The organism is Devosia sp. Micro-HW1 (assembly GCF_056341075.1).
On the sequence record NZ_CP094375.1, the window covers coordinates 1941454 to 1964074 of the forward strand.

Below are 22621 nucleotides of genomic sequence, written 5' to 3' on the forward strand. Positions count from 1 at the left end.
ATAGGCGCTTCCCTTCGCCAAGCAAAGAGGCCCACACTCCCCAAGGGCACGATTGCACCATAGAATTGATCTCGACCCTGCGGCACGGAGCGCCGGATGCTCGCCTATACGCTGATCGTCATCACCATTGCCATCGCCGTCAGTGCCCTGGCCGAACGGCGCAATATCCAGCCGGCGCTGCTGGTGGTGATGGTGGGGCTGGCGGCCTCCTATGTTCCGGGCATTCCGCCGCTGCAACTGGAGCCGGAAGCCATTCTCTCCATCGTGTTGCCGCCCATGCTGTTCACCGCGGCGCGCGATTTTTCCTTCGCCGATTTCCAGCGACGGCTGGGCTCCATCGTCAACCTGGGCGTATTCCTGGTCTTTGCCTCGACCGCGGTGGCCGCCGTGGCCGCCATCAGCGTGCTGCCCGATCTCCTGCCTATCACCGCGCTGATCCTGGGCGTGGTGGTGGCTCCGCCCGATGCCGTGGCCGCCATCGCCATCGGCCGCCGCGCCGGGCTGCCGACGGGACTGATGACCGTGCTCAAGGGCGAAAGCCTCATCAACGACGCGGCGGCGCTGACCATGTTTTCGGTCCTGGTGGCCGTGGCAACCGGAACCCATGCCTTCATCGACAATGTGCCGCTCTATTTCCTCTATGCCGCCAGTGTTGGCATCATCGTGGGCCTCGCGGTCGGCAACCTCGCCCATTGGGTGCGCGGCCGGCTGTCCAATGCGGCCCTGGCCACCGCCTTTTCGGTCGTCGTACCCTTTGCCGCCTATCTGATCGGCGAGGAATTACATGCCTCGGGTGTGCTCGCCGTGGTCGCAGCCGGCTTTTCCGTCGGCCACCATGGAGTCCAGACACAGTACAAAGAGCGCATGCAGGAAGGCGCCTTCTGGCGCACCGTGGACACCCTGCTCGAAACCTTTGTCTTCGCCTATATCGGCCTGCAGCTGCGCTTCGTCATCACCGACGCCAATGAGGCGGGCTTCGACGCCATGGAACTGACAGTTGCGACGCTCACCCTGTTCCTGGCTCTGGTGGCGACGCGCTTCGCCTGGGTCTTTGGCTCCGGCTGGCTGGGCCGCTGGCGCTACCGGCGGCTCGACCGCAAATGGGGCGCCGCTCCCGCATCGCGGCGCGGGCGGCGCCAAAGGCCACAGCCGCCGCTGACCTGGCGCGAAAACACCGTGCTCTCCTGGACCGGCATGCGTGGCGTCGTCACGCTGGCGGCCGCAGCCGGTACGCCGCTTCTCACGGCGGCGGGAGACGCCCTGCCCGGACGCGAAGCCATCGTCTCCCTGGCCTTCCTCGTCACCATAGCCAGCCTCCTGATCCAGGGGCTGACCTTGCCGCTGCTGATCAACCGCCTGAAACTCGATAACCGGCGGCACGAACAGTTCGTCGCCCAGCAGGTGGAGCGCGCCGAAGCCCTGACGCACGAAGCCACGATGCAGGCGCTGGATTCCTACGCCAGGGACAATCCCGATGCCGCCTCACAGCGCCTCGTCGCCAGCATGCGCCAGCGCTTCGATGCCGGCCGCAAGGCGCAGCAACCCCGCGGCGTCGACCCCCAGGCCGCCCTCGCCATCGGCCAATATCTGCTGGCGGCGCGCCGCAGCCGCCTGGTGCGGGCGCGCGACCATCAGGAACTGGATGATACGGTGGTGCGCGACATGCTCGACAAGCTCGACCTCGAACAGGCCTTCATGGACAGTGTGGGAAAGGGCTAGAGGAGCTCGAACCAATCCTGCAAATGATGCAGAACGCGCAGGATGATGATGTCCTCGCCATCGATGATGTAGAGGATGTGGTGGGCTTCGCAGGGCATGAGCCGGACGCTGCGATGGGAAGCCAGACGCTCCGGGGCCATTCTGGGATTGGCAGCCAGCGCGTCAAACGCGTCCGCCAGGCGCAGGTCATACTTCTCAGCCTGATTTAGCCCGAACTGCTCCAGGCCCCACAACGAGATGCGGTCGAGGTCATCGCGCGCATCCGTTGTCAGCTTCCACATCTTAGGCCAATTTTTGCTGCGCAATGGCTTCCAGGCGCTTTTCCTTCATGCGGGCCAGCAGGTCTTCTCGGCTCATCTCGGTAATTCCGCTTGCCAGCGCATCATCCACCAACTGCTGCAGCTTTTCGCGCGCATCCGCCCGCTCCTGCTCGCGCCGCACCAAATCGCGGACCACATCGCTGCTGTTGGCATAGCGACCGCTGCCGACCTGCTCTTCGATCCAGTCCTTCATCGCATCGGGCAAAGATATGTTCATGGTGGCCATGGCGCTTCTCCGTCCTCATTGGCAAACCTTGCCAATCTTTGCCAAAGATTATGGCAGGATGGCGACTTCGTCCAGCGTATCGGCCACGCCCTCGAGGGCCTTGGCGGCCTCGACCAGCTTCTGGGCAAAACGCGCTTCGGTGTTTTCCAGCTCGACGGCGATATCCTGCCCGGCGCGGGTCAGTTCGAGCACCTGGGTTTCCAGCGCCTTGATCTTGCGTTCGGCCTCGGACAGCTCGTCGAGCACCGCAATGCCCGCCATGACCGTCAGGCGGTTGTCGCCGATTTCGCCGACGGCGCCCTTGAGGCCCTCGACCTGCGCATTGAAGCGGTCGGCCAGGCCGATCAGGTGCCCCTGCTGGCCCTCTTCGCAGGCCATGCGGTATTTGCGGCCATTGATCTCGACATTGACTTCGGGCACCCGGGGCTACTCCGCCTTGGCCAATACGGAGCGCACGGTCTCCATGGCATCCACGAGACGGCGCGACACTTCGTGGGCACTGTCGTCCAGGCGCTTGGCACGCGCCGCAGTCTTGTCGAGTTCGGTGGCGAGCCGCGCCCGCTCATGGATCAGCCGCTGGGTATCCACTTCCATGCGCTGGTGCCGCGCCAGCCGCGTATTGAGATCGCGGGCGCTCGTGCCAAGCCGCGCCAGGGCCCGGTCAAACCGGGCGGCGGCCGCGACCAGGCCCTCTTCAAGTTCCGTCTCACTCATGGCCGCTACTGCCTTTAAGACGCGACGATTCCAACTTTTCCAGCCTGCCCCACCGATTATGGCATTGCAACTGCCTTGAGCGCCCAACTCCCCCGAAATCCGGCCATAGACCGAACGGCAAAGCCCTTTGGTGACATTGACAGGAAGGCCGAACCTGTTATGGCTCAAACCCGCCTTTGGGAGGAGGCTGGCCCGGCCGCCGCTCCCGATAAATCCTAGACTTTCGAGCAAGCGAGCGGTCCTTCCCATGACGAATACAGCCCAGCAGAACGACCTGGCCAATGCGATCCGGTCCCTTTCCATGGACGCGGTCGAGAAAGCCAATTCCGGTCACCCTGGCCTGCCCATGGGCTGCGCCGACATCGCCACTGTGCTCTTCACCAAGGTGATGAAGTTCGACCCCGCGAACCCGCACTGGGCCGATCGCGACCGCTTCATCCTCTCGGCCGGCCACGGCTCGATGCTGCTCTATTCCTCGCTCTACCTGCTCGGCTACGAAGACATGACCATCGACGAGGTCAAGAACTTCCGCCAGATCGGTTCGAAGACCGCCGGCCACCCCGAATTCGGTCATGCCACCGGCATCGAGACCACGACCGGCCCGCTCGGCCAGGGCCTTGCCAACTCGGTTGGCTTCGCCGTTGCCGAAGCCAAGCTCGCTGCCGAATTCGGCTCCGACCTCGTCGATCACTATACCTGGGTTCTGGCCGGTGACGGGTGCCTGATGGAAGGCATTTCCCAGGAAGCCATTTCGCTCGCTGGTCACCTCAAGCTCAACAAGCTCGTCGTAATCTGGGACAACAACAACATCACCATCGACGGCAAGGTCTCCAATGCCGACTCGACCGACCAGATCGCCCGCTTCAAGGCCGTCGGCTGGAACACGATCGAGATCGACGGCCATGACCAGGCCGCCATCGAAAAGGCCCTCAACGACGCCAAGAAGTCGACCGACAAGCCGACCCTGATCGCCGCCAGAACCACGATCGGCTTCGGCGCGCCCAAGAAGGCCGGCACCGAAAAGGTCCATGGCGCCCCGCTCGGCGCCGAGGAACTGGCCGGCGCCAAGGAAGCCCTGGGCATTACCTATCCGGCTTTCGAAGTCCCCGCCGCCATTCTCGACGCCTGGCGCGCCGCCGGCACCCGCAGCCAGAATATTCGCGGCGAATGGGAAGCCCGCCTCGCCAAGTCCGACAAGAAGGCCGAATTCACCCGCCGCATGTCCGGCAAGCTGCCCGAGGGCTTCCAGTCGGCCATGGCCGACTACAAGAAGAAGCTGGCCGAGGACAAGCCCAAGGTCGCCAGCCGCAAGGCCAGCCAGATGGCACTCGATGTCATCAATGCCGTGCTGCCCGAGACCCTGGGCGGCTCGGCCGACCTCACCCATTCGAACCTGACCAATACCAAGGAAATGATCCCGTTCCAGGCGGACAACCGCCTTGGGCGCTACATGATGTATGGTATCCGCGAGCATGAAATGGGCTCGGCCATGAACGGCGTGGCCCTGCATGGCGGCTTCATTCCCTATGGCGGCACCTTCATGGTCTTTACCGACTATGCCCGCCCGGCCATCCGTCTCTCGGCGCTGATGGAACAGCGCGTCATCTATGTCATGACCCATGACTCGATCGGCCTGGGCGAAGATGGCCCGACCCACCAGCCGGTGGAACACCTAACGGCCCTGCGCGCCATTCCCAACCTCCTGGTCTTCCGCCCCGCTGACGCCATGGAAACCGCGGAATGCTGGGAACTGGCGATCGAAACCGCTGATCGTCCGTCGATCCTTGCCCTCTCGCGCCAGAACCTGCCGGCCGTGCGCACCGAATATTCGGCCGAAAACAAGTCGGCCAAGGGCGCCTATACCCTGGTCGGCCCTGCCGATGCCGATGCGGTGATCTTCGCCACCGGCTCGGAAGTCGCCATTGCCGTCGAGGCCCAGAAGGAGCTTTCCGAAAAGGGCATCAAGGCCCGCGTCGTCTCCGTGCCCTCGATGGAACTCTTCGCCGCGCAGTCCGACGCCTACAAGGCCGAGGTGCTGGGCAAGGCCAAGGCCCGCGTCGCCGTCGAAGCCGGCATCGAGATGAGTTGGAACAAGCTGCTGGGCGACAAGGGTCGCTTTGTCGGCATGCATTCCTTCGGCGCTTCCGGCCCCATCGACGCGCTCTATGCCCACTTCGGCATTACGTCTAAGGCCGTTGTTGAAGCCGTCACCGCACAGTTGTAAGAGAGCCTCGCCTCCCTTTCTCTCCCCTCCCCGTTAGGAGCGTCTTTCCATGGCAGTTCGCGTCGCCATCAATGGTTTTGGCCGTATCGGCCGCAATGTCCTCCGCGCCATCATCGAGTCCGGCCGCACCGATATCGAAGTCGTGGCCATCAATGATCTGGGCCCGGTGGAAACCAATGCCCACCTGCTGCGCTTCGACAGCGTGCATGGCCGTTTCCCGCACACCGTCAAGGTCGATGGCGACACCATTGACGTCGGTCGCGGCCCGATCAAGGTCACTGCCGTCCGCAATCCCGAAGAATTGCCGCACGCCGCCATGGGCGTCGATATTGCGCTCGAATGCACCGGCATCTTCACCTCCAAGGAAAAGGCCTCGGCGCATTTGAAGGCCGGCGCCAAGAAGGTGATCATCTCGGCCCCCGGCGACGGCGCCGACAAGACCATCGTTTACGGCATCAACCATGCGTCGCTGACCAAGGATGACGTGGTGATTTCGAACGCCTCGTGCACCACCAACTGCCTCGCGCCGCTGGCCTATGTGCTGCACAAGGAATTCGGCATCGAAAAGGGAATGATGACCACCATCCATTCCTATACCGGTGACCAGCCGACCCTCGACACCATGCACAAGGATCTCTATCGCGGCCGCGCGGCTGCGCTCAGCCAGATCCCGACCTCGACCGGCGCTGCCAAGGCCATCGGCCTGGTGCTGCCCGAGCTCAAGGGCAAGCTCGACGGCGTCTCGATCCGCGTGCCGACCCCGAACGTCTCCTGCGTCGACTTCAAGTTCATTGCCAAGCGCGCCGTGACCGCCGAGGAAATCAATGCGGCCGTGAAGAAGTATGCCGACGGCGAACTCAAGGGCGTGCTCGGCTATACCGACCAGCCCAACGTTTCCATCGACTTCAACCACGACAGCCATTCTTCGACCATGGCGCTCGACCAGACCAAGGTGATGGACGGCAATTTCGTATCCGTCCTCTCCTGGTACGACAATGAATGGGGCTTCTCCAACCGCATGGCCGACACCGCCGTGGCTTTGGGCAAGACTCTCTGAACGTCGAACCGTCCCTGAAGGGCAATTCGCTCCGGTGGAGCGAATTGAGGCGGTACTGGATTTTGAAGGGCGTCCTCCGGGGCGCCCTTTCTGTTGGGGGAGGCTGCTGACGGAATTTGGCAGCGGGCCCGGATACCTCACCCATCGTCACCACCGGGCTTGACCGGGTGGTCCATGCGAAGCCGGGTAAAGATGGATTGCCCGGTCAAGCCCGGCAATGACGATGGCGTGGAGCGTTCAGGGACGCCTTGGGAGGGAAGAGTGACGGTAGCAAAAGGCGACATTCGCAAGACACTGAAACACCTCTATTCCGCGCGGCAAGAGTTCGCCCTCATCGACGTCCCGCCCCTCACCTATGTGATGGTCGACGGATCAGGCGATCCCAACACCGCCCCTGACTACAAAAGTGCCGTGGAATGGCTCTATTCCACCAGCTACGCGCTCAAATTCGCCGCCAAGGCCCTGGGCCAGGACTATGTCGTGCCGCCTCTTGAAGGCCTCTGGTGGAGTGATGATCCAGCCGACTTCGTCGCCCGCCGCAAGGATAGTTGGCGCTGGACCATGATGATCCTCGCCCCTGATGTCATTACCCAGGATATGTTCGAGGCCGCGCGGAGCAAGGCTATGGCCAAGCTTGGCGCACCACCGGAAAGCCTGCGGCTCGCCACGCTGACGGAAGGCCACTGCCTGCAGATCCTTCACGTCGGCGCCTATGACGACGAGGGGCCCGTTCTGGCGCAGTTGCATGATGTGGAAATGCCCACGCGAGGCCTGACCTTCAACGGTCATCACCACGAAATCTATCTCAGCGATCCGCGTCGCACCGTTCCAGAAAAGCTCAAGACCATCCTGCGCCAGCCGGTGCGACCGATCTGACGAATTTGCTATCCCGACGCTTGTGCAATGCACGCATCTTTGGTGGAAATGCAGGAAACCGGGGAAGGCGTGCCGTGCTCAACAGATCTGTCCGCTGGAAGGGCCTCGACCTTGCAACAACTGAGCATTGCCACATTGCCGACGGCAGGATCACCCATATCCGCAGCGCCATTATCGGCCCCGATTTCGGCCTTTTCTACCGATTGAAACTCGATGAGAACGGCCATACGCGTACTGTTCGGATCGAACGCGCCGACGGCAAAGTGCTCGAACTCTTCTGCGATGGCGCAGGCGGCTGGTCCGATGATCGCGCCGAGCCCATCGCGGCCTTGCGTGGCTGCGTCGATGTCGACATCTGGCCTACCCCGCTGACCAATTCGCTGCCCCTCTGGCGGACCGAATTCGAGATCGACAGGCCCGTGCGCTTCGCCATGGCCTGGATCGACGCCACCGAGATGAGCTTCCGGCGTTCCGAACAGGTCTACACAAAACTGGACGACAGTCATTTCCGCTACCGGTCGGGCGATTTTGAACGGGTGCTGGAAGTGGATGGCGACAATCTGGTGACCACCTATCCCGGCCTCTTCGAGCGCATGGACTGACTTTGCCGGTCACGCTCCTGTCACCCAATCAGGGTAGTGGCTGCAGCGTCGAGAAACGGGGCAGCACTATGTTCCATGTCACGAGACGCCTGAGCGCCTGCCTGCCCCTCGCCTATCTGGCGATCGGCCTCGGACAGCAGATCTGGCTGCTGCCCTTCCCGGCCCTGGCCATGCTGGCTTTCCTTATCTGGCGCCATGGGCGCATTCTCGCCCAGGTGGGCATCGCCCCGCTGGCCAGCGACGGATTTGCCAAGCATGTCATGGTCGACGACCTCCTGCGTCTCGGCGGGCAGACGCTGGTATCGCCGGTGATCTACCTGGCGGGGTCGATTGTGGGCAGCGTGGTGTAGAGCTTAGCACCTCCGCTTTCCCCACCAGAGGCCGCCCTCGGGCTGGACCCGAGGTCCGCCCACCACATCCACCAGAAGCTTCGGCGCCCGCCTCGAATGGCCCTCGGGTCAAGCCCGAGGGCGGCGCGGAGTATGGGAAACGCTTGCCCGGGGTTTCGCATGGCTCAGGGCGTGATGTCCTCAAATTGCTCCACCGGAGCAATTTGACCCGCGCCTTGCGCGGGTCGGACATCACCCCTCCGTCAGCTTGAACTCGATGCGCCGGTTGCGGCGATAGGCTTCCTCGGTCTCGCCCGGATCAAGCGGGGTGAATTCGCCAAAGCCCGCAGCCACCAGGCGGTTCGGCGACACGCCCTTCGAGACCAGATACTGCGCCACGGAGATGGCGCGCGCCGCCGACAGCTCCCAGTTGGAGGGGAAGCGTTCATTGGAAATCGGGCGGCTGTCGGTATGCCCGTCGACGCGCAGCACCCAGTTGATATCGGGCGGGATCTCGGTTTCGAGCTGCAGGATGGCGTCGGCCAGCGCATCGAGTTCCGGCGTGCCACCCGGGTCGATATCGGCCTGGCCGGGATCGAACAGCACTTCGGACTGGAAGACGAAGCGGTCCCCCACCACCCGCACATCGGCGCGGTCTTCGAGGATTTCCCGCAGGCGCCCGAAGAAGTCGGAGCGATAGCGCGCCAGATCCTGCACGCGCTGGGCCAGCGCCAGGTTGAGCCGGCGCCCGAGATCGGCAATCTGGGTACGCGACTCCGCGTCACGCGTCTCCGAGGCCTCGAGCGCCGCTTCCAGCGCCCCGATCTGGGTGCGCAGGGCCGCCAGCTGCTGGTTGAGCAGGGCGACCTGGGCATTGGCCTCGTCGGAGAGCTGCTCGGCCGCCAGCAGGTCTGATTCGAGCCCGGCAATGGTGGAATCCCGATCTCCCAGCCCGGCACCGATCCCGGCCAGTTGGCTGGCGAGGTCGTCATTTTCCGACTGCGCCCCGGCCAGCGTCGCGGTCAGCGTCGCCAGTTGCGCGGTGAGGTCATCCGAATTGGCGCGCTCGAGCTGCAACAGGTCCGTCAATTCGGCGATCTGGCTATTGAGCCGCGCCAGCGCCGTGTCGCGGCCCTGGATTTCCTGCCCGAGGAAGAACTGGGTCAGCATGAACAGCGACAGCATGAAGATGATGACGAGCAGGAGGCTCGACAGGGCATCGACAAAGCCGGGCCAGTAATTGGCTTCCTGTCTGCGGCGGGCGCGGGCTCCGGGCATCAGTTCCGGCGCTCGTTGTCGGCTTCGTTGAGCATAGCCTCGATCAGGTCGCGCAGCTTCTTGTTGGTCTCGCCCTGCTCGGTAATGTATTTGCGCAAATCGTCCTGCTCGGTGCGGATATGCTTGACCAACCCGTCAATGCCGCGCGCCAGTTCGGCCATGGCCCGAATGGCGTTCTGGCTGGAATCGCGGCTCTGCATGCTGTCGCCCAGTTTTTCGAACATGGCCTGCATTTCCGGTCCACCGGCATTGGCTTGCATGGCGCTGACCGGATGGTCGAGCTCGGTCATCGAGGTCATCCAGTCTTCGAGATCGGTATAGAAGGCGTTCTGCGCCTGGCTCGTCTGCAGGTCGAGAAAGCCCAGGATCAGCGATCCGGCCAGACCAAACAACGAGGACGAGAAGGCCGTTCCCATGCCGCCAAGGGGCGCGGCGAGGCCTTCCTTGAGATTGGAGAACAGCGAAGCGGAGTCAGCCGAGGTCACATCGAGCGCATTGATGACGCCGGCTACCGAACTGACGGTTTCGAGCAGGCCGTAAAAGGTGCCCATCAGGCCCAGGAAAACGAGAAGCCCGGTCAGGTAGCGCGAGGTATCCTTGGCTTCATCGAGCCGGTTGCCAACGGAATCGAGGATGGAGCGCATCGAGGACGGGGTAATGACCGCCTCGCCGATGCGCTCGCGCAGGATGCCCGCCACCGGCGCCAGCAGCACGGGCGGACGCACCGAAGTGGCGGTGCCGTCCTGCAGCGAATTGACCCATTTCACTTCCGGGAACAGGCGGAAAATCTGCCGGAAACTGAGGAAGATGCCAACAAACAGGGCAAAGAAGATCATCGAATTGATGAACGGATTGGCCCAGAAAAAGCTGATGATATTGGTGATGAGGATGGCGGCAACGAGCCCCACCAGCACCAGGAAAATGACGATCTTGACCAGATAGACGGCCGGACTGGCGAGATGATAGGGATCGTAACTCTGCGTCATCTTTGCCGAACCTTGCCCCTCTGCCGCCGCAAATCAACCGCTCTGGAGTCTAGAGGCGGTCGAAAGGCGTGACAATGGAAAAGGTTAACGAGACGCTGTGGCAGGATCGGGGCGGGAAACCCGCCCCGTCAAAGCTTACTTGGCAACCACGGCGCTGAATTCAGGAACCAGCTGGTCCAGCGCATAGGGGATGGAGACCACGGAGGAGTTGGAGAAAGCCAGGTTGTCCAGAATGATCAGCCCGCCGGTCTCGGCCTGCGGGGCGGTGCCCAGGGTCGGTGTCTCGGCAATCAGTTCGTCCAGCGCCCGGCCGTAGGGGAAGATCAGGTTCACATCGCCCAGATAATCCGGCAGCAACTCGGCCGAAACATCCACCGAGGACTCCCCCTCGGCAATGTCGGTAGCGCCGACAATGGGCGAGAAGCCGATCGTGTAGAGCACGTCATTGACGATGTGATCGTCGGCATAGCTGGCAATGCCGCCCGGATAGATGTCGAGATAATTGGCGGTCTTGCCGGCAAATTCGGGATGCGCGGCTTTAACCTCTGCGAGATAGGCGTCGAGCTCGGCCAGCAGCGCCTCGCCTTCCGCCCGGCGACCCAATACGTCGGCAATGGCGAGGGTCGACTCGTCGACCTTGGCGCCCCATGGTACTGCGCCCTTGGGCAGCGATAGGGTCGGGGCAATCTGGCTGAGACGATCATACTCGGCCTGGTCGCCGCCCGATGTCGCATAGACGATGAGATCGGGCTCGGCCGCTGCGATGGCTTCGAAATTGAGTTCGCGACCGACCCAAACAGTGAGTTCGCTGGTGAGCAGGTTTTCGGCCCACGGGCCAACACCCTTTTCGAAATTATAGATGGAGCGGATCGCCACCGGCTGCACGCCCAGTGCCAGCAAGGTATCGGCATCGCGATTGCTGAGCACCACGATGCGCTCGGGCGCCGCCTCAACCGTCACCGCGCCCAGAGCATGTTCGACGGTCAGCGGAAAGACGGTGTCCTGCGCGGCCACAGGAAAGACACCAACTGCAGCGACCGCAACGGCCAGCATGGATGCGCGAAAAAACATGAAAAACCCCCGGAGGAAAAATCTCCGAGGGTTGTATTTTTGCTGACTTATATAGTCAACTTATCACTGGATGGTGCGCAGCGTCTTGAGCAGCTGGCCATGTAGGGTCTCGTTGCCGGCAACGATCTGGCCATTCCAGACCGAGCCAGTGGTGCCGGCAAAGTCGGAAACGAGACCGCCCGCTTCCTTGACCAGCAGCAGGCCCGGCGCCACATCCCAGGGCTTGAGGCCGGCTTCCCAGATGGCATCGAAACGGCCGGCTGCAAGCCAGGCCATATCGACCGAGATCGAGCCCGAGCGACGGATACCGGCGACCGCCGGATTGACCGTCGCCAGCTGGCGCAGCTGCAGCGTGTCATTGCCGGTTCCCTGCGTCTTGATGCCGGTCGAGACCACGGCATCGGACAGGTGCCGGCGGGCGGCCACGCGCAGGCGCTTGGTATCGGCGAGCCACGCGCCGCCGCCCTTTTCGGCGGTATAGAGCTCGTCCATGATGGGGTTGTAGATCACCGAGGCGACGATCTCATCGCCGCGCTGCAGGGCAATGGCGACGGCAAACAGCGGAATGCCGTGCAGGAAATTGGTGGTGCCATCGAGCGGGTCGATGATCCAGGTATGCTGTCCGTCGGTGCCGGCAACCTCGCCGCCCTCTTCCATCAGGAAGGCATAGGTCGGGCGGGCCTTGCGCAGCTCGTCATAAACGATCTGTTCGGCGCGAATATCGGCCTTGGACACGAAATCGGCCGGTCCCTTGCGCGAGACCTGCAGGTTTTCGACCTCGTTGAAATCGCGCGACAGCGACTTGCCGGCCTTGATGGCGGCGCTGACCATGACGTTGAGAAGGGCGGAACGCGCCATTGGCTAAATGCTCGCTTGCTCATGCGGACCGGTGGGGGCGGGCAGAAGGGGCTGCCTGCCGGCGTGTGTGGCCGCTCAATTGAAGTGTGGCGGGCTTATTGCCCCAGAACCGCCATGGGTTCAAGGGTCTTGCGCTTCACCCTCGACCACGTCCTCGGAAGGCACTGCCTCGCTCTCGTCGGCCGGCGCCGCATCATCGGCTGCTTCCGCACCGGCTTCGGCCGGCCTTGCGGGTGCGTTGTCGGCATCGGTCGGGGCTGGCAGCAGCGGACCTTGCACCTCGGCAGGGGGAACCTGGGCCTCGGCGCTGGGCGGCGGCGATGGCCAGAAGCGCGCCCGCTCCTCGGCCCGGGTCAGGGCCTCGGGGGCGATGGAAACCAGCAGCCGGTCCAGATCGGCATCCGTCAGGCCCCGGCGGCGCGCCACCGCCCGCCACATCGCCGCTTCCTCGAGATTGACGTCAACGCCCTCGCCCACGGCCAGCAATTTGGCATAGCGGTTCTGTGCCACTGCGCTGCCATTCTGCGCGGCAATGCCATACCAGCGGGCGGCCTCGGCGATGTCGCGGGTCACGCCCTGCCCGAGATAAAGCAAGGTCGCGTAGTCGACCTGGGCATCGGCCAGACCTGCTTCGGCAGCAAGGCGCATGTAGCGCGCGCCCTCGGCCAGATCGGGCGCGACACCCGCCCCTTCAAGCAGCATGGCGCCGTAGTCATAGAGCGCTTCTGGCAGCTCGGCATCGGCCGCTTCCTTCATCAGCGTCGCCGCCCTCGACAGGCTCGGCTCGGCATAGACACCTTCCACATGCAGCAAAGCCAGATTGTACTTGGCCGGGATATAGCCGGCCTCGGCCGAGGCCTTGAACAGTTCCGCCGCCCGTTGCCGGTTGCGCGGCACGCCGGTGCCCGCCTGATAGAGCATGCCCAGCTCGAACGTTGCCAGCCGGTCGCCGTTTTTCGAGGCCAGCTGGTACCAGCCGGCGGCCCGCTCGGCGTTCTGCACCACGCCCAGCCCGCGCGCATAAAGCTCCGCAATCAGTGTCTGGGCCGCGGCATCCCCCTGCTCGGCGCGCGGCAGAGCCAGTTCCAGCGCTGTCAGATAGTAGCCGCGCTGGAAGGCGCCAAAGGCATAGTCGACTGGCACGCGCGGACCAAAGACGTCATTGCTGATCGCATCGGCGGCATTGTTCTGTGCCAGGGCCGGAAGGCTCAGCCCGCACATGAATGCGATGGCTAGGGGACGGATCAGCTTCATGTCGAGGCCTTCACCGCCTGGTCGAAGCCCGCCAGTACCAGGCTCGCGTCCTGCGCGGCCCACACGCAGTCCGAGAGCGCGATGAATTCTGCGGTGGTGGCCTCGACCAGCGCGGTTTCGGCGGCCGGATCGGAATAGACGGCGGGCACTTCGAACGTTTCCACCCACCACTGGGCCAGTTCGGCCGCCTGCGGATCGGTCGTTCCGCCCAGCGGACCGAAAAAGACATAGTCGACATCGAGCTCGCCAAAGCTCATGGCGTCATGGCGGCTGCGCACATTGCCGGCGCCGACAATGCCGTCGGGCTTGAGCGCTGCGATGGCCGCGCGCAGCGCCTTGACCCCACCCGAGGTGACATGCACGCCATCGGCGCCAAGGCTTCTCGCCAGATCGACATCGTCCTCGATCAGCACGGCCGCACCCGCCGCCTGTCCGATCTGGATCAGCCGCTCGGCCAGTGTCGCAAAGCCCACGTCGTCGAGACCGCCACGCCGCACCAGCAGGGCGGCCACTTCAGGGCCCGACAGAACGCCCATGAGCTGGCGCGGAAACTGCTCCAGATTGGGGGTTTCGGGCGTAACGAGGTAGAGCTGTGGAGCCATTTTATACCTGGGTGAAGACGACGCTGTCATTCTGGGTCTGTCGCCCTTCCTGAAGGCAAGGGACAGCCACCCTTGCCGGAAGCGCTCCCTAGAATGCCATTTTGGCAAGAAAGGGACATGCCTCAATAGGGGATGCACCCCGGTCAGGCAATGGCCGAGGGCAGAACGAAAAACGCGCGCTTCACGAGGAAGCGCGCGTCGAACCGCGACGTTGGGAGATCGCGGGGAGAAAGGCTCAGGCAGCCCGATCGAGCGCGTTGTTCCACTCGCCAATGGCAGCGAGCGAGTTCATGTGGGCGCGATGGGCGAAAGCCTGGCGGGCCGCATTGAAATTCTCGCGACGGCCGGCCCAGGTCCGGAGGGCCACATTCTGGAGCGCGCGGCCATAGGAGAAGGTCATCGGCCACGGCTTGCCGCTGATGCGGTTCATGGCCGAAAGGTGTGCGGTGGCTTCCTCGTCGGTCTGACCGCCGGAGAGGAAGGCAATGCCCGGAACGGCCGCCGGCACATGTTCCTTGAGCACTTCCACCGTGCGGCGGGCCACTTCCTCGACGCTGGGGCGTTCACGCGAATTGACGCCGGGCAGGATCATGTTGGGCTTGAGAAGCATGCCCGCCAGGTCGACGCCGGCCAGGCGCAGTTCCTTGAACACATTTTCGAGAACGTCCCCGGTCACCTGGGCGCAGCGTTCGAGCGAGTGATTGCCCGGCTCGCCATCGCCCACCACTTCCGGCTCGACGATCGGCACAATGCCGGCTTCCTGGCAGAGCATGGCATAGCGGGCCAGCACATGGGCATTGGCGCGGATATTGTTGCGGGTGGGGGCAATGTCATTGATGGTGATGACGGCGCGCCACTTGGCAAAGCCGGCCCCGAGCTCGGCATAGTGCTCGAGGCGCTGACGCAGGCCATCGAGACCCTCGGTGATCTTCTCGCCGCCCTCGCCCGGCATCGGGAAGGCGCCGCGGTCAACCTTGATGCCGGGAATGACATCGGCATCGGCGAGGATGGCGCGGAACGGCTTGCCGTCGGCCGCTTCCTGCTTGAGGGTTTCCTCGGTGAGGATGACGCCCGAAATATAGCGCTGCATGGCCTCGGTGGCACCGAACAGCATTTCGCGATAGTCGCGGCGCAGATCCAGCGTATTGGGCAGGTTGATCTTGGAGAAGCGCTTGCCGATCGTGCCCTCGGATTCATCGGCGGCAAGAATGCCCATGCCGGGTGTCATCAGTTTCTGGGCGATGGCATTGAGCGACTTGGTCATGGCGTCTGAACCTCGAATTGGACTGCCCCGAGATTAGACTTTCGTTACCCTGCTTTCGATTAGACCTCCGGTTATGAGACGAAAGGCGCATCTTGTATGGAAGATTGCCGGGAACGAATTGGCGGGCTTGGAATTTCCCTAACTCCATCGTAGGTTGACGATGATCCGTGGGCGTTACGGCGCCAAAATCACACACAGTCAGGATAACAAGATGAGCACGCAACCGCACGTGAGCTTCAATGATGGCCGCTCGATTCCCCAGCTTGGACTGGGCGTATGGCGCACCCCTGATGACGTTGCTGTCGAGGCGGTCAGCACCGCCCTCAGGACCGGCTATCGCCATATCGACACCGCCGCCGTCTATCAGAACGAGGAGGGCGTGGGCAAAGGCATGCGCGCCTCGGGTGTCGATCGCGCAGACATCTTCCTCACCACAAAGGTGTGGAATGACGATCAGGGCTTTGACGAGACATTGCGCGCCATGGACCAGAGCCTCAAGCGCCTGGGGACCGACTATGTCGACCTCTATCTCATCCACTGGCCCTCGGCCTATCGCGGCAAATATGTCGAGACCTGGAAAGCGCTGGTCCGCCTCAAGGAAGACGGCAAGGCCCGTTCCATCGGCGTCTCCAATTTCGAGGGAAACTATATCGACGACCTGATCCGCGAGACCGGGGTCACGCCGGCCATCAACCAGATCCAGCTCCATCCGCGTTTCCAGCAGCGGGCAATGCGGGAAAAGCATGAGAAGCTCGGCGTGGTCACGGAAAGCTGGAGTCCCCTGGGTCAGGGCCAGGTGCTTGATGACCCGGTGATCGGCGCAATCGCCGCCCGCCATGGCAAGACTCCGGCCCAGGTGATCATCCGCTGGCATCTCGACCTGGGACTGGTGGTGATCCCCAAATCGGTGACACCAAGCCGCATCATCGAAAATTTCGATGTCTTCGATTTTACGCTGAGCGACGCGGACAAGGCCGCGATTGCCGGGCTCGATGCCGCGGATGGCCGGATCGGGTCGGACCCGCTGACGGCGCAGTTCTAGGCCCGGTCTCCGACTATTTGACCTCTGGCCTCTGCCCCATCGTCACCACCGGGCTTGTCCCGGTGGTCCATGCTTGCGAAGAGTTGGATTGCCGGGACAAGCCCGGCAATGACGAAGAACACTGAGTTTGGAGCGGCGGGGAAATGCCCCCTTCACCCCTACTTCTTCAGCGCTTCCACGCCCGGTAGCGGCTTGCCTTCCATCCATTCGAGGAAGGCGCCGCCGGCTGTCGACACATAGGTGAGCTTGTCCTTGACGCCGGCATGGGCCACCGCGCTGACCGTGTCGCCGCCGCCGGCCACCGAGACCAGGTGTCCGTCATGCGTGCGCTTGGCGACATGCTGGGCAATGGCGACCGTACCGGCGTCGAACGGCTCCATTTCGAAAGCGCCGACCGGCCCGTTCCAGACCACGGTATGGGCATCGTCGATGGCGCCATTGATGCGCTCGATCGAGGACGGGCCGATATCGAGGATCATGCCATCGGGGTCGACCGCATCCACGCCATAGAGCCGGGTCGGCGAATGGGCCTTGAAGTGCCAGGAGACAACCACGTCGATGGGCAGGATGATGGCGCAATTGGCCTTTTCGGCCTTGTCCATGATGCGGCGGGCGGTATCGGCGAGATCCTTCTCGCAGAGCGACTTGCCCACGCCGTGCCCCTGGGCGAACAGGAATGTATTGGCCATGCCGCCGCCGATGACCAGGCCATCGACCTTGGTGACCAGGTTTTCGAGCAGGTCGATCTTGGACGAGACTTTTGCACCGCCAACGATGGCGACGACCGGCCGTTTGGGCTTGCCCAGACCCGACTCGAGGGCTTCGAGTTCGGCCTGCATGGCGAGGCCCGCTGCGGCTGGCAGCAGATGCGCCAGCGCCTCGGTCGAAGCATGGGCGCGATGTGCGGCGGAAAAGGCGTCGTTCACATAGACGTCACCCAGTTCGGCCATGCGCTTGGCCAGCTCGATGTCGTTCGCTTCCTCGCCCGGATGGAAGCGGGTATTTTCGAGCACCAGGACCGAGCCGGCCGGGGCTTCGTCGATGGCGGCCCTGGCGGCACTCACATCGACCCAGTCGGTGGCCACGAAGCCGACCGGATGACCGGTCTCGTTGGCAACGGACACGCAGACCTGCTCGAGCGAGAATTCCGGATCGACCTTGCCCTTGGGGCGGCCGAAATGGCTGAGGAGGATCGCCTTGCCATCCTTCTTGACGATTTCGCGGATGGTGGGCACCAGGCGTTCGATACGAGTGGCATCGCTGACCTTGCCCTCGGCAACCGGCACATTGAGATCGGCCCGCAGGAGCACGCGCTTGCCCGTCAGATCGAGTTCGTCGAGGGTCTTGAAGCCATTGCCCATTGTGCTGCCTCCGCCTTGGGATAGTGTCGCGCCGTGGGTTACCAGAGTGCCACGTCCGGCGAAAGCAGGCACCGCAAAAAAGCGCGTCGCCGTCATCGGCCGCCGGGCGATGCCAGACAGGCAAATGTGGCGAGCTGCGCCGGTTGGTTGGAACAAAAGCATGCACTGGCTTAACCTTAACGCCGCCCGCGCACTGCCCTGTTGCAGCATGGCAACGCCACAAAAAAGCCCGGATTTCCGCCACATCCGCGCCCCAATAGGCAAAGATTAACCATTCCGGCACACCGGCTTTTAAGATTAAGCGCGGTAAATGCTGCGCTTAAGATTGTTGCCTTTCTCTTAGGAGCCTACCTTGGTCATCCCCGCCCCCATCTCCACCGCAATGCGTGCCGCAGGCATGCTGCTGTTCGTCATGGTCATCGCCGCCTGTTCGCGTAGCGCCACGGACAATGTCGGCCTGACCGGCGTCGGCAATACCGGGGCAGGCGCTCCGGGTAGCCAGCAGGAATTCATCGTCACCGTCGGTGACCGCGTCTTCTTCGAAACTGATTCCAGCTCGCTCACCGCCGAAGCCATGGCCACGCTCGACAAGCAGGCCGCCTGGCTCAACCAGTATGCCAACTACCGCGTCATGATCGAAGGCCATGCCGACGAGCGCGGCACCCGCGAATACAATATCGCCCTTGGCGCACGCCGTGGTTCGGTCGTCGTCAATTACCTTGTCTCCAAGGGCGTCAATGCCCAGCGCATCACCACCCAGTCCTTCGGCAAGGAACGTCCGGTGGCGATCTGTAACGACATTTCCTGCTGGAGCCAGAACCGCCGCGCGGTCACCGTCGTCCAGTAACGATCGCGGTTGCCGCAACGGCAGCCACCCCTTCCAGTGCAAACTGGAGGCAAGAGCGCCCGGAGCCATAAAATGGCCCGGGCGCTTTCTTTTCACCAAAATTGGCCTTTATCGCCGGAACAAGAATACCCATCTTGGCCGGACACTGGCAGCATCGGAGGCAGGCTTGTCGCTATCTAGAATTTCCAAACTCGGGCGCGCGGCGCTCTGCGCGCTCGGCGTCGGCTTCACGGCCGCCCCTGCCGTCAACGCGCAGACCATTTTCCCGCCCGGCGAACTGAGCGGCCTCACTTACAACAATGATGGTGGGCGCATTCTGGTCGCCCAGGCCGATAGCGCCCAGCAGATGGTGCGCATCCAGCAGCTCGAAGAGCAGATCCGCCTGCTCAACGGCCAGGTAGAAGGCCTGACCTTCCAGCTCACCCAGTTGCAGGAAATCCTCAACCGCTTCCAGGAAGACGCCGAGTTCCGCTTCCAGGCGCTGGAAGGCGGTGCCGGGGGAAAAACTGATGCGGCAACCCAACCGGGCAGCGCGACGCAGCCCGAGGCGTTGCCGCAGGACCCCGCAGCCACTGAATCCGACGTCCCGCTGACCGATATACCCGAGCAGGGCGTGCAGCCCCTGCCCGGCGAGGTTGAGTTCGATCCGACCTTCGACGATGGCTCCCTGCCCGCATCGGGTGACCCGCTGGTGGGTACGGGACGACCAGGCGGTGTTGACCTGATCACCGGCCAGCCGCTCGACCTGAGCTACAATCCGGCCACGGCCGCCACCGGCAATCCGGATGCGGACGCACAATATCGGGCCGGCTATGAGGCCCTGGTGGCCGGCGACTATGATTTCGCTGAACAGCAATTTGCCCAGTTCATCGATCTCTACCCCGACAATGCCCAGGTGATGGATGCCAGCAACTGGCTGGGCGAAGCCATGATTGCCCGCGGCGGCTATGCAGAAGCGGCCGATGTCCTGGTCGATGCCTACCAGAAGAACCCCGACCATCCGCGTGCGCCTGACCTGCTTTTGAAGCTGGGCGTGTCGCTGGCGGGTGTGGGCGAGAGAGAAACAGCCTGCCGCACCTTCGCGGAAGTCTCGACCCGCTATCCTAACACCATTCCCGCTTTCCAGACCCGGCTGGCAGAGGAAAAGGCCAAGGCTGAATGTCCGCCGGCCTGACGCCCGATCTGGGCGATCCCGATGTGCTGGCGCGACTCTTCGCGCCGGCCGCGGAGCACAAGGTGCTGGGCCTGGCCGTATCAGGCGGACCCGACAGCCTCGCCCTTATGCTGCTGGCCCAGCGTTGGGCCGCCTCGCTCGCGGCGCCACCGGCGCTGGTGGTCTACAGCCTCGATCATGGCCTTCGAGCCGAGGCCCCGGACGAGGTCGCTTTGGTGATGGCCGAAGCCGAGCGGCTGGGCCTTGTGGCACGCGCCCTAGCCTGGACCGGCGAAAAGCCCGAGACCGGCCTGCAGGAAGCCGCCAGACAGGCGCGCTACCGCCTGATCGGCAAGGCTATGCAGGCCGATGGCGCCACGCTGCTGCTGACCGCCCATCATCGCGGCGATCAGGCCGAAACGGTCCTGATGCGGCTCGCTCATGGCAGCGGCATTGAAGGGCTCAAGGCCATGACCACGCTGAGCCAGGTCGAGGGCGTATCTGTCTTCCGGCCGCTGCTCGATGTCGAACCGGCCAGCCTTTCTGCCCTTGTGGCGGAAGCAGGCCTCACCCCCGCCCGCGATCCTTCCAACGAAGACCCCACCTACGAACGCGTGCGCTGGCGCAAGCTGCTGCCCGCCCTGGCCGCCGAAGGCCTGGACAGTGCCGCCCTCGCGCGCCTCGCGCTCCGCATGGCCGAAGCCGACGCCGCCTTGATCCAGATGGCCGAGGCCGCCTTTGCCGAACTGGTCACGCTCGATGGCTTTGGCGCCGCCAGCCTGCCCCGTGCCACGTTTGCGTCGCTCAGCCCCGCCATCGGCCGGCGCCTGCTGGGACGCGTGCTCAACATTGTCGGCGGCCGGCAGAAGCCGCGGGCCTTGGGACAGGTCGAGCGCCTTTATGACCAGATCGCCGAAGGCGAACTGCCACGGGCGGCAACCCTGCTCGGGGCGGTGGTCAGGCTCAAGGGCGAGACCTTGTCGGTGTCGCGCGAACCCGGGCGGGCGCTGCCCGAGAACATCATTCTCCAGCCCCGCGCACCCCTCGTCTGGGATCAGCGGTTCCTCATCACCAATGTCTCTGACGACAAGGACCTCGTCGCCGGCGCCACGGACTTCATGCCGCGCCACCGGCTCGAGGATTTCCTCGGCTTCAAGGTGACAACCCCCGCCGAAGCCATCCGCACCGCGCCCCTGGTGCGCGATGCCGAGGGCGGAATCCTCGCTCTTGGCGGCTGGTCGTTTGATGAGCGGGTGAAGGTCGAACTGCTGATCGATTGATTGGGGCACCGATGCCCCTACTCCACGAAGTCATCCCGGCGAAGGCCGGGGTCCATGCTGAGACCGCAAAACGGATACCGGCCTTCGCCGGTATGACATCGGGTTTGGGGCGTATCCTGGTCTTCATGATCGATTGAGGGCCATCAGCGCGCGGCCGCCATCGGGCATGACCCAAGGACCAGCCGATACAATCGCGATGTTGCGAGTGGCCCTCGGGTCGAGCCCGAGGGCGGCATCGAGTACGTGGTAGATCTGCCCTAGATCTGGTGCACTTCACCCGAGGCGACGACCGGGCCGGTCGGCTTGCCTTCTGGCGCGCCGCCCTTGGGTTCGAGCGTGATGGCCAGCACCGAGCCTTCGCCCCAGCCCGCCATGACCTCTTCGGAAACCGTGACCTCGGAGCGTTGATTGACCGGGATCACGCCCATGGAAATGGGATCGCCACCACCCTGTATGGCCCAGAGTTCCAGATCCTGGTCGCTGGGCACGTCGCCCGACAGGGCCGTCAGCCGCACCGTGCCCTGGCCGTCATAAAGCGCTAGGAACTGCACGTCGCTGCCCTCGGCGCCGAGCGCCGCAACAAGCTGCGTGGCCAGCGTCGAGACGCTGGGGGCCGGCTGCATCAGGGTGAAACCTATGGCGGCCACGGCCACCGCAATCGCGCCCGCCGAAATGCCGCGCCAGAGGGCCAGGCTGTTCCACAGCGACGGCTTGGTCTCTGCGCCGAAAAGGCGTGCCTCCAGCCGCTCAAGCACGTGGGCCGGCGGCGTTACTTCGGCAAATTCTCCATCGAGCGCCGCAAAGCGGGCAAGCCAGAAATCGCGCTCGCGCTGCAGCGCCGGATCCGCGTCGATTTGCCGGCCGACCCGGTCATGGGCCTCGGGGCCCAGGAGGCCCAGGACATATTCGGCCACCAGCGCGCCGCGCCGATCCTGCTCGATATGGTCACTATCCCCGCTCATGCCGTCAGACACTCTCTCAGTCGGATAAGGCTGCGCCGCAGCCAGGTTCTCATCGTGTTGAGCGGCACGGCAAAGCGCTGCGCCAGCTCCTCGTAACTATAGCCGTCGAGATAGGCCCCGCGCACCGCCTCGGCCTTGTCCTCGTCCAGCTGTGCAAGACACGCAGCAATGCGCGCGCCGTCTTCGCTCGCTTCGGTCATCCGCTCTGGATCGGGCGCGGCATCGGCGACCTCGAGCGCCACGTCCAGATCATCACCCGACGGACGGCGCGCCCGCAACATGTCCAATGCATGATTGCGGGCAATGGCCACCAGCCAGCTGATCGGGGAATAATTCCCGGCGACGTAACGATCGGCACGCTGCCAGATCTTGATATACACCTCCTGAATGGCCTCCTCGGCCTCCGCTCGGCTTTTCAAGATACGCAGCACCACGCCGAAGAGTTTCGCGCTGGTGCGATCATAGAGCAGGCGAAAGGCGCTCCGATCCCTGAGCGAACAACGGGCGATCAACTCGGCAATCTCGGCGCTGGCCTGTGCAGTGGCCATGGTTCGGCCCTCCTCCCGCATGGAAACCCCACTCTACGATCCGATGGT

At 63.8% G+C, this 22621-nt stretch carries 24 protein-coding genes; 10 read left to right on the plus strand and 14 right to left on the minus strand.

Going from position 1 to position 22621, the window contains the following annotated elements; translation table 11 throughout:
• The first annotated feature begins 96 nt into the window (after positions 1-96).
• Positions 97-1719, plus strand: coding sequence for a cation:proton antiporter (locus tag MQW79_RS09260; protein WP_476588145.1), 1623 nt, complete (start codon positions 97-99; stop codon positions 1717-1719).
• Here the strand turns inward: MQW79_RS09260 and MQW79_RS09265 are convergent.
• The 4 genes from MQW79_RS09265 to MQW79_RS09280 are packed head-to-tail and all read right to left on the minus strand — an operon-like array spanning position 1716 to position 2979.
• Positions 1716-2000, minus strand: coding sequence for a type II toxin-antitoxin system RelE/ParE family toxin (locus tag MQW79_RS09265; protein ID WP_476588146.1), 285 nt, complete (start codon positions 1998-2000; stop codon positions 1716-1718). The two genes, MQW79_RS09260 and MQW79_RS09265, sit on opposite strands and share 4 nt — an antisense overlap.
• Before the next feature lies 1 nt (position 2001).
• Positions 2002-2265, minus strand: a complete 264-nt coding sequence (locus tag MQW79_RS09270) for a type II toxin-antitoxin system ParD family antitoxin (protein WP_476588147.1) — start codon at positions 2263-2265, stop codon at positions 2002-2004.
• A gap of 48 nt (positions 2266-2313) precedes the next feature.
• On the minus strand, positions 2314-2685 hold the full coding sequence (locus MQW79_RS09275) for a cell division protein ZapA (RefSeq protein ID WP_476588148.1): 372 nt from the start codon (positions 2683-2685) through the stop codon (positions 2314-2316).
• A gap of 6 nt (positions 2686-2691) precedes the next feature.
• Positions 2692-2979: a DUF4164 family protein gene (locus tag MQW79_RS09280; RefSeq protein ID WP_476588149.1), complete on the minus strand. Its 288-nt coding sequence runs from the start codon at positions 2977-2979 to the stop codon at positions 2692-2694.
• 247 nt (positions 2980-3226) lie between these two features.
• On the opposite strand from MQW79_RS09280, the gene tkt reads away from it, so the two are divergent.
• The 5 genes from tkt to MQW79_RS09305 all read left to right on the plus strand — a co-directional run bounded on the left by tkt (position 3227) and on the right by MQW79_RS09305 (position 8088).
• Positions 3227-5203 carry a transketolase gene (gene tkt / locus MQW79_RS09285; protein ID WP_476588150.1) on the plus strand — a complete coding sequence of 659 codons (1977 nt, stop codon included), beginning with the start codon at positions 3227-3229 and terminating at the stop codon, positions 5201-5203.
• Between the two features lie 49 nt (positions 5204-5252).
• Positions 5253-6260 (plus strand): type I glyceraldehyde-3-phosphate dehydrogenase, encoded by a 1008-nt coding sequence (gap, locus tag MQW79_RS09290; RefSeq protein ID WP_476588151.1) that lies wholly within the window; start codon positions 5253-5255, stop codon positions 6258-6260.
• Positions 6261-6521: 261 nt separating this feature from the next.
• Positions 6522-7136: a GyrI-like domain-containing protein gene (locus tag MQW79_RS09295; RefSeq protein WP_476588152.1), complete on the plus strand. Its 615-nt coding sequence runs from the start codon at positions 6522-6524 to the stop codon at positions 7134-7136.
• A gap of 74 nt (positions 7137-7210) precedes the next feature.
• Positions 7211-7738, plus strand: a complete 528-nt coding sequence (locus tag MQW79_RS09300) for a putative glycolipid-binding domain-containing protein (RefSeq protein WP_476588153.1) — start codon at positions 7211-7213, stop codon at positions 7736-7738.
• A 68-nt stretch (positions 7739-7806) separates the two neighbouring features.
• Positions 7807-8088, plus strand: a complete 282-nt coding sequence (locus MQW79_RS09305) for a hypothetical protein (RefSeq protein ID WP_476588154.1) — start codon at positions 7807-7809, stop codon at positions 8086-8088.
• Between the two features lie 231 nt (positions 8089-8319).
• On the opposite strand, the gene MQW79_RS09310 is transcribed toward MQW79_RS09305, so the two are convergent.
• The 7 genes from MQW79_RS09310 to MQW79_RS09340 form a co-directional block, all read right to left on the minus strand.
• Positions 8320-9345 carry a peptidoglycan -binding protein gene (locus tag MQW79_RS09310; RefSeq protein ID WP_476588155.1) on the minus strand — a complete coding sequence of 342 codons (1026 nt, stop codon included), beginning with the start codon at positions 9343-9345 and terminating at the stop codon, positions 8320-8322.
• Positions 9345-10331 carry a flagellar motor protein MotA gene (locus MQW79_RS09315; protein ID WP_476588156.1) on the minus strand — a complete coding sequence of 329 codons (987 nt, stop codon included), beginning with the start codon at positions 10329-10331 and terminating at the stop codon, positions 9345-9347. The genes MQW79_RS09310 and MQW79_RS09315 overlap by 1 nt, the downstream gene beginning before the upstream one ends.
• A 135-nt stretch (positions 10332-10466) precedes the next feature.
• Positions 10467-11402, minus strand: coding sequence for an ABC transporter substrate-binding protein (locus MQW79_RS09320; RefSeq protein ID WP_476588157.1), 936 nt, complete (start codon positions 11400-11402; stop codon positions 10467-10469).
• A gap of 63 nt (positions 11403-11465) precedes the next feature.
• Positions 11466-12260: an inositol monophosphatase family protein gene (locus tag MQW79_RS09325; protein ID WP_476588158.1), complete on the minus strand. Its 795-nt coding sequence runs from the start codon at positions 12258-12260 to the stop codon at positions 11466-11468.
• Positions 12261-12380: 120 nt separating this feature from the next.
• Positions 12381-13514: a tetratricopeptide repeat protein gene (locus tag MQW79_RS09330; protein WP_476588159.1), complete on the minus strand. Its 1134-nt coding sequence runs from the start codon at positions 13512-13514 to the stop codon at positions 12381-12383.
• The gene (locus MQW79_RS09335) at positions 13511-14116 is read right to left on the minus strand and encodes a thiamine phosphate synthase (protein WP_476588160.1); all 606 of its coding nucleotides are present in this window, start codon (positions 14114-14116) and stop codon (positions 13511-13513) included. The genes MQW79_RS09330 and MQW79_RS09335 overlap by 4 nt, the downstream gene beginning before the upstream one ends.
• Before the next feature lie 235 nt (positions 14117-14351).
• On the minus strand, positions 14352-15380 hold the full coding sequence (locus MQW79_RS09340; protein ID WP_476588161.1) for a class I fructose-bisphosphate aldolase: 1029 nt from the start codon (positions 15378-15380) through the stop codon (positions 14352-14354).
• 211 nt (positions 15381-15591) lie between these two features.
• Between MQW79_RS09340 and MQW79_RS09345 the strand changes: the two genes are divergently transcribed.
• The gene (locus MQW79_RS09345; protein WP_476588162.1) at positions 15592-16422 is read left to right on the plus strand and encodes an aldo/keto reductase; all 831 of its coding nucleotides are present in this window, start codon (positions 15592-15594) and stop codon (positions 16420-16422) included.
• A 158-nt stretch (positions 16423-16580) separates the two neighbouring features.
• On the opposite strand, the gene MQW79_RS09350 is transcribed toward MQW79_RS09345, so the two are convergent.
• Positions 16581-17783: a phosphoglycerate kinase gene (locus tag MQW79_RS09350; RefSeq protein ID WP_476588163.1), complete on the minus strand. Its 1203-nt coding sequence runs from the start codon at positions 17781-17783 to the stop codon at positions 16581-16583.
• 382 nt (positions 17784-18165) lie between these two features.
• Here MQW79_RS09350 and pal point away from each other — a divergent pair, with 382 nt between their 5' ends.
• The 3 genes from pal (at position 18166) to tilS (ending at position 21063) form a co-directional block, all read left to right on the plus strand.
• The gene (gene pal, locus MQW79_RS09355; RefSeq protein WP_476588209.1) at positions 18166-18630 is read left to right on the plus strand and encodes a peptidoglycan-associated lipoprotein Pal; all 465 of its coding nucleotides are present in this window, start codon (positions 18166-18168) and stop codon (positions 18628-18630) included.
• A 166-nt stretch (positions 18631-18796) separates the two neighbouring features.
• A complete protein-coding gene (gene ybgF / locus MQW79_RS09360; protein WP_476584231.1) occupies positions 18797-19804 on the plus strand; it encodes a tol-pal system protein YbgF in 1008 nt (335 codons plus the stop codon).
• A complete protein-coding gene (tilS, locus tag MQW79_RS09365) occupies positions 19789-21063 on the plus strand; it encodes a tRNA lysidine(34) synthetase TilS (protein WP_476584232.1) in 1275 nt (424 codons plus the stop codon). The genes ybgF and tilS overlap by 16 nt, the downstream gene beginning before the upstream one ends.
• Before the next feature lie 257 nt (positions 21064-21320).
• Here the strand turns inward: tilS and MQW79_RS09370 are convergent, their stop codons facing one another.
• Positions 21321-22025: an anti-sigma factor gene (locus MQW79_RS09370; protein ID WP_476584233.1), complete on the minus strand. Its 705-nt coding sequence runs from the start codon at positions 22023-22025 to the stop codon at positions 21321-21323.
• The gene (locus MQW79_RS09375) at positions 22022-22573 is read right to left on the minus strand and encodes a sigma-70 family RNA polymerase sigma factor (protein ID WP_476584234.1); all 552 of its coding nucleotides are present in this window, start codon (positions 22571-22573) and stop codon (positions 22022-22024) included. The genes MQW79_RS09370 and MQW79_RS09375 overlap by 4 nt, the downstream gene beginning before the upstream one ends.
• Positions 22574-22621 lie beyond the last annotated feature (48 nt).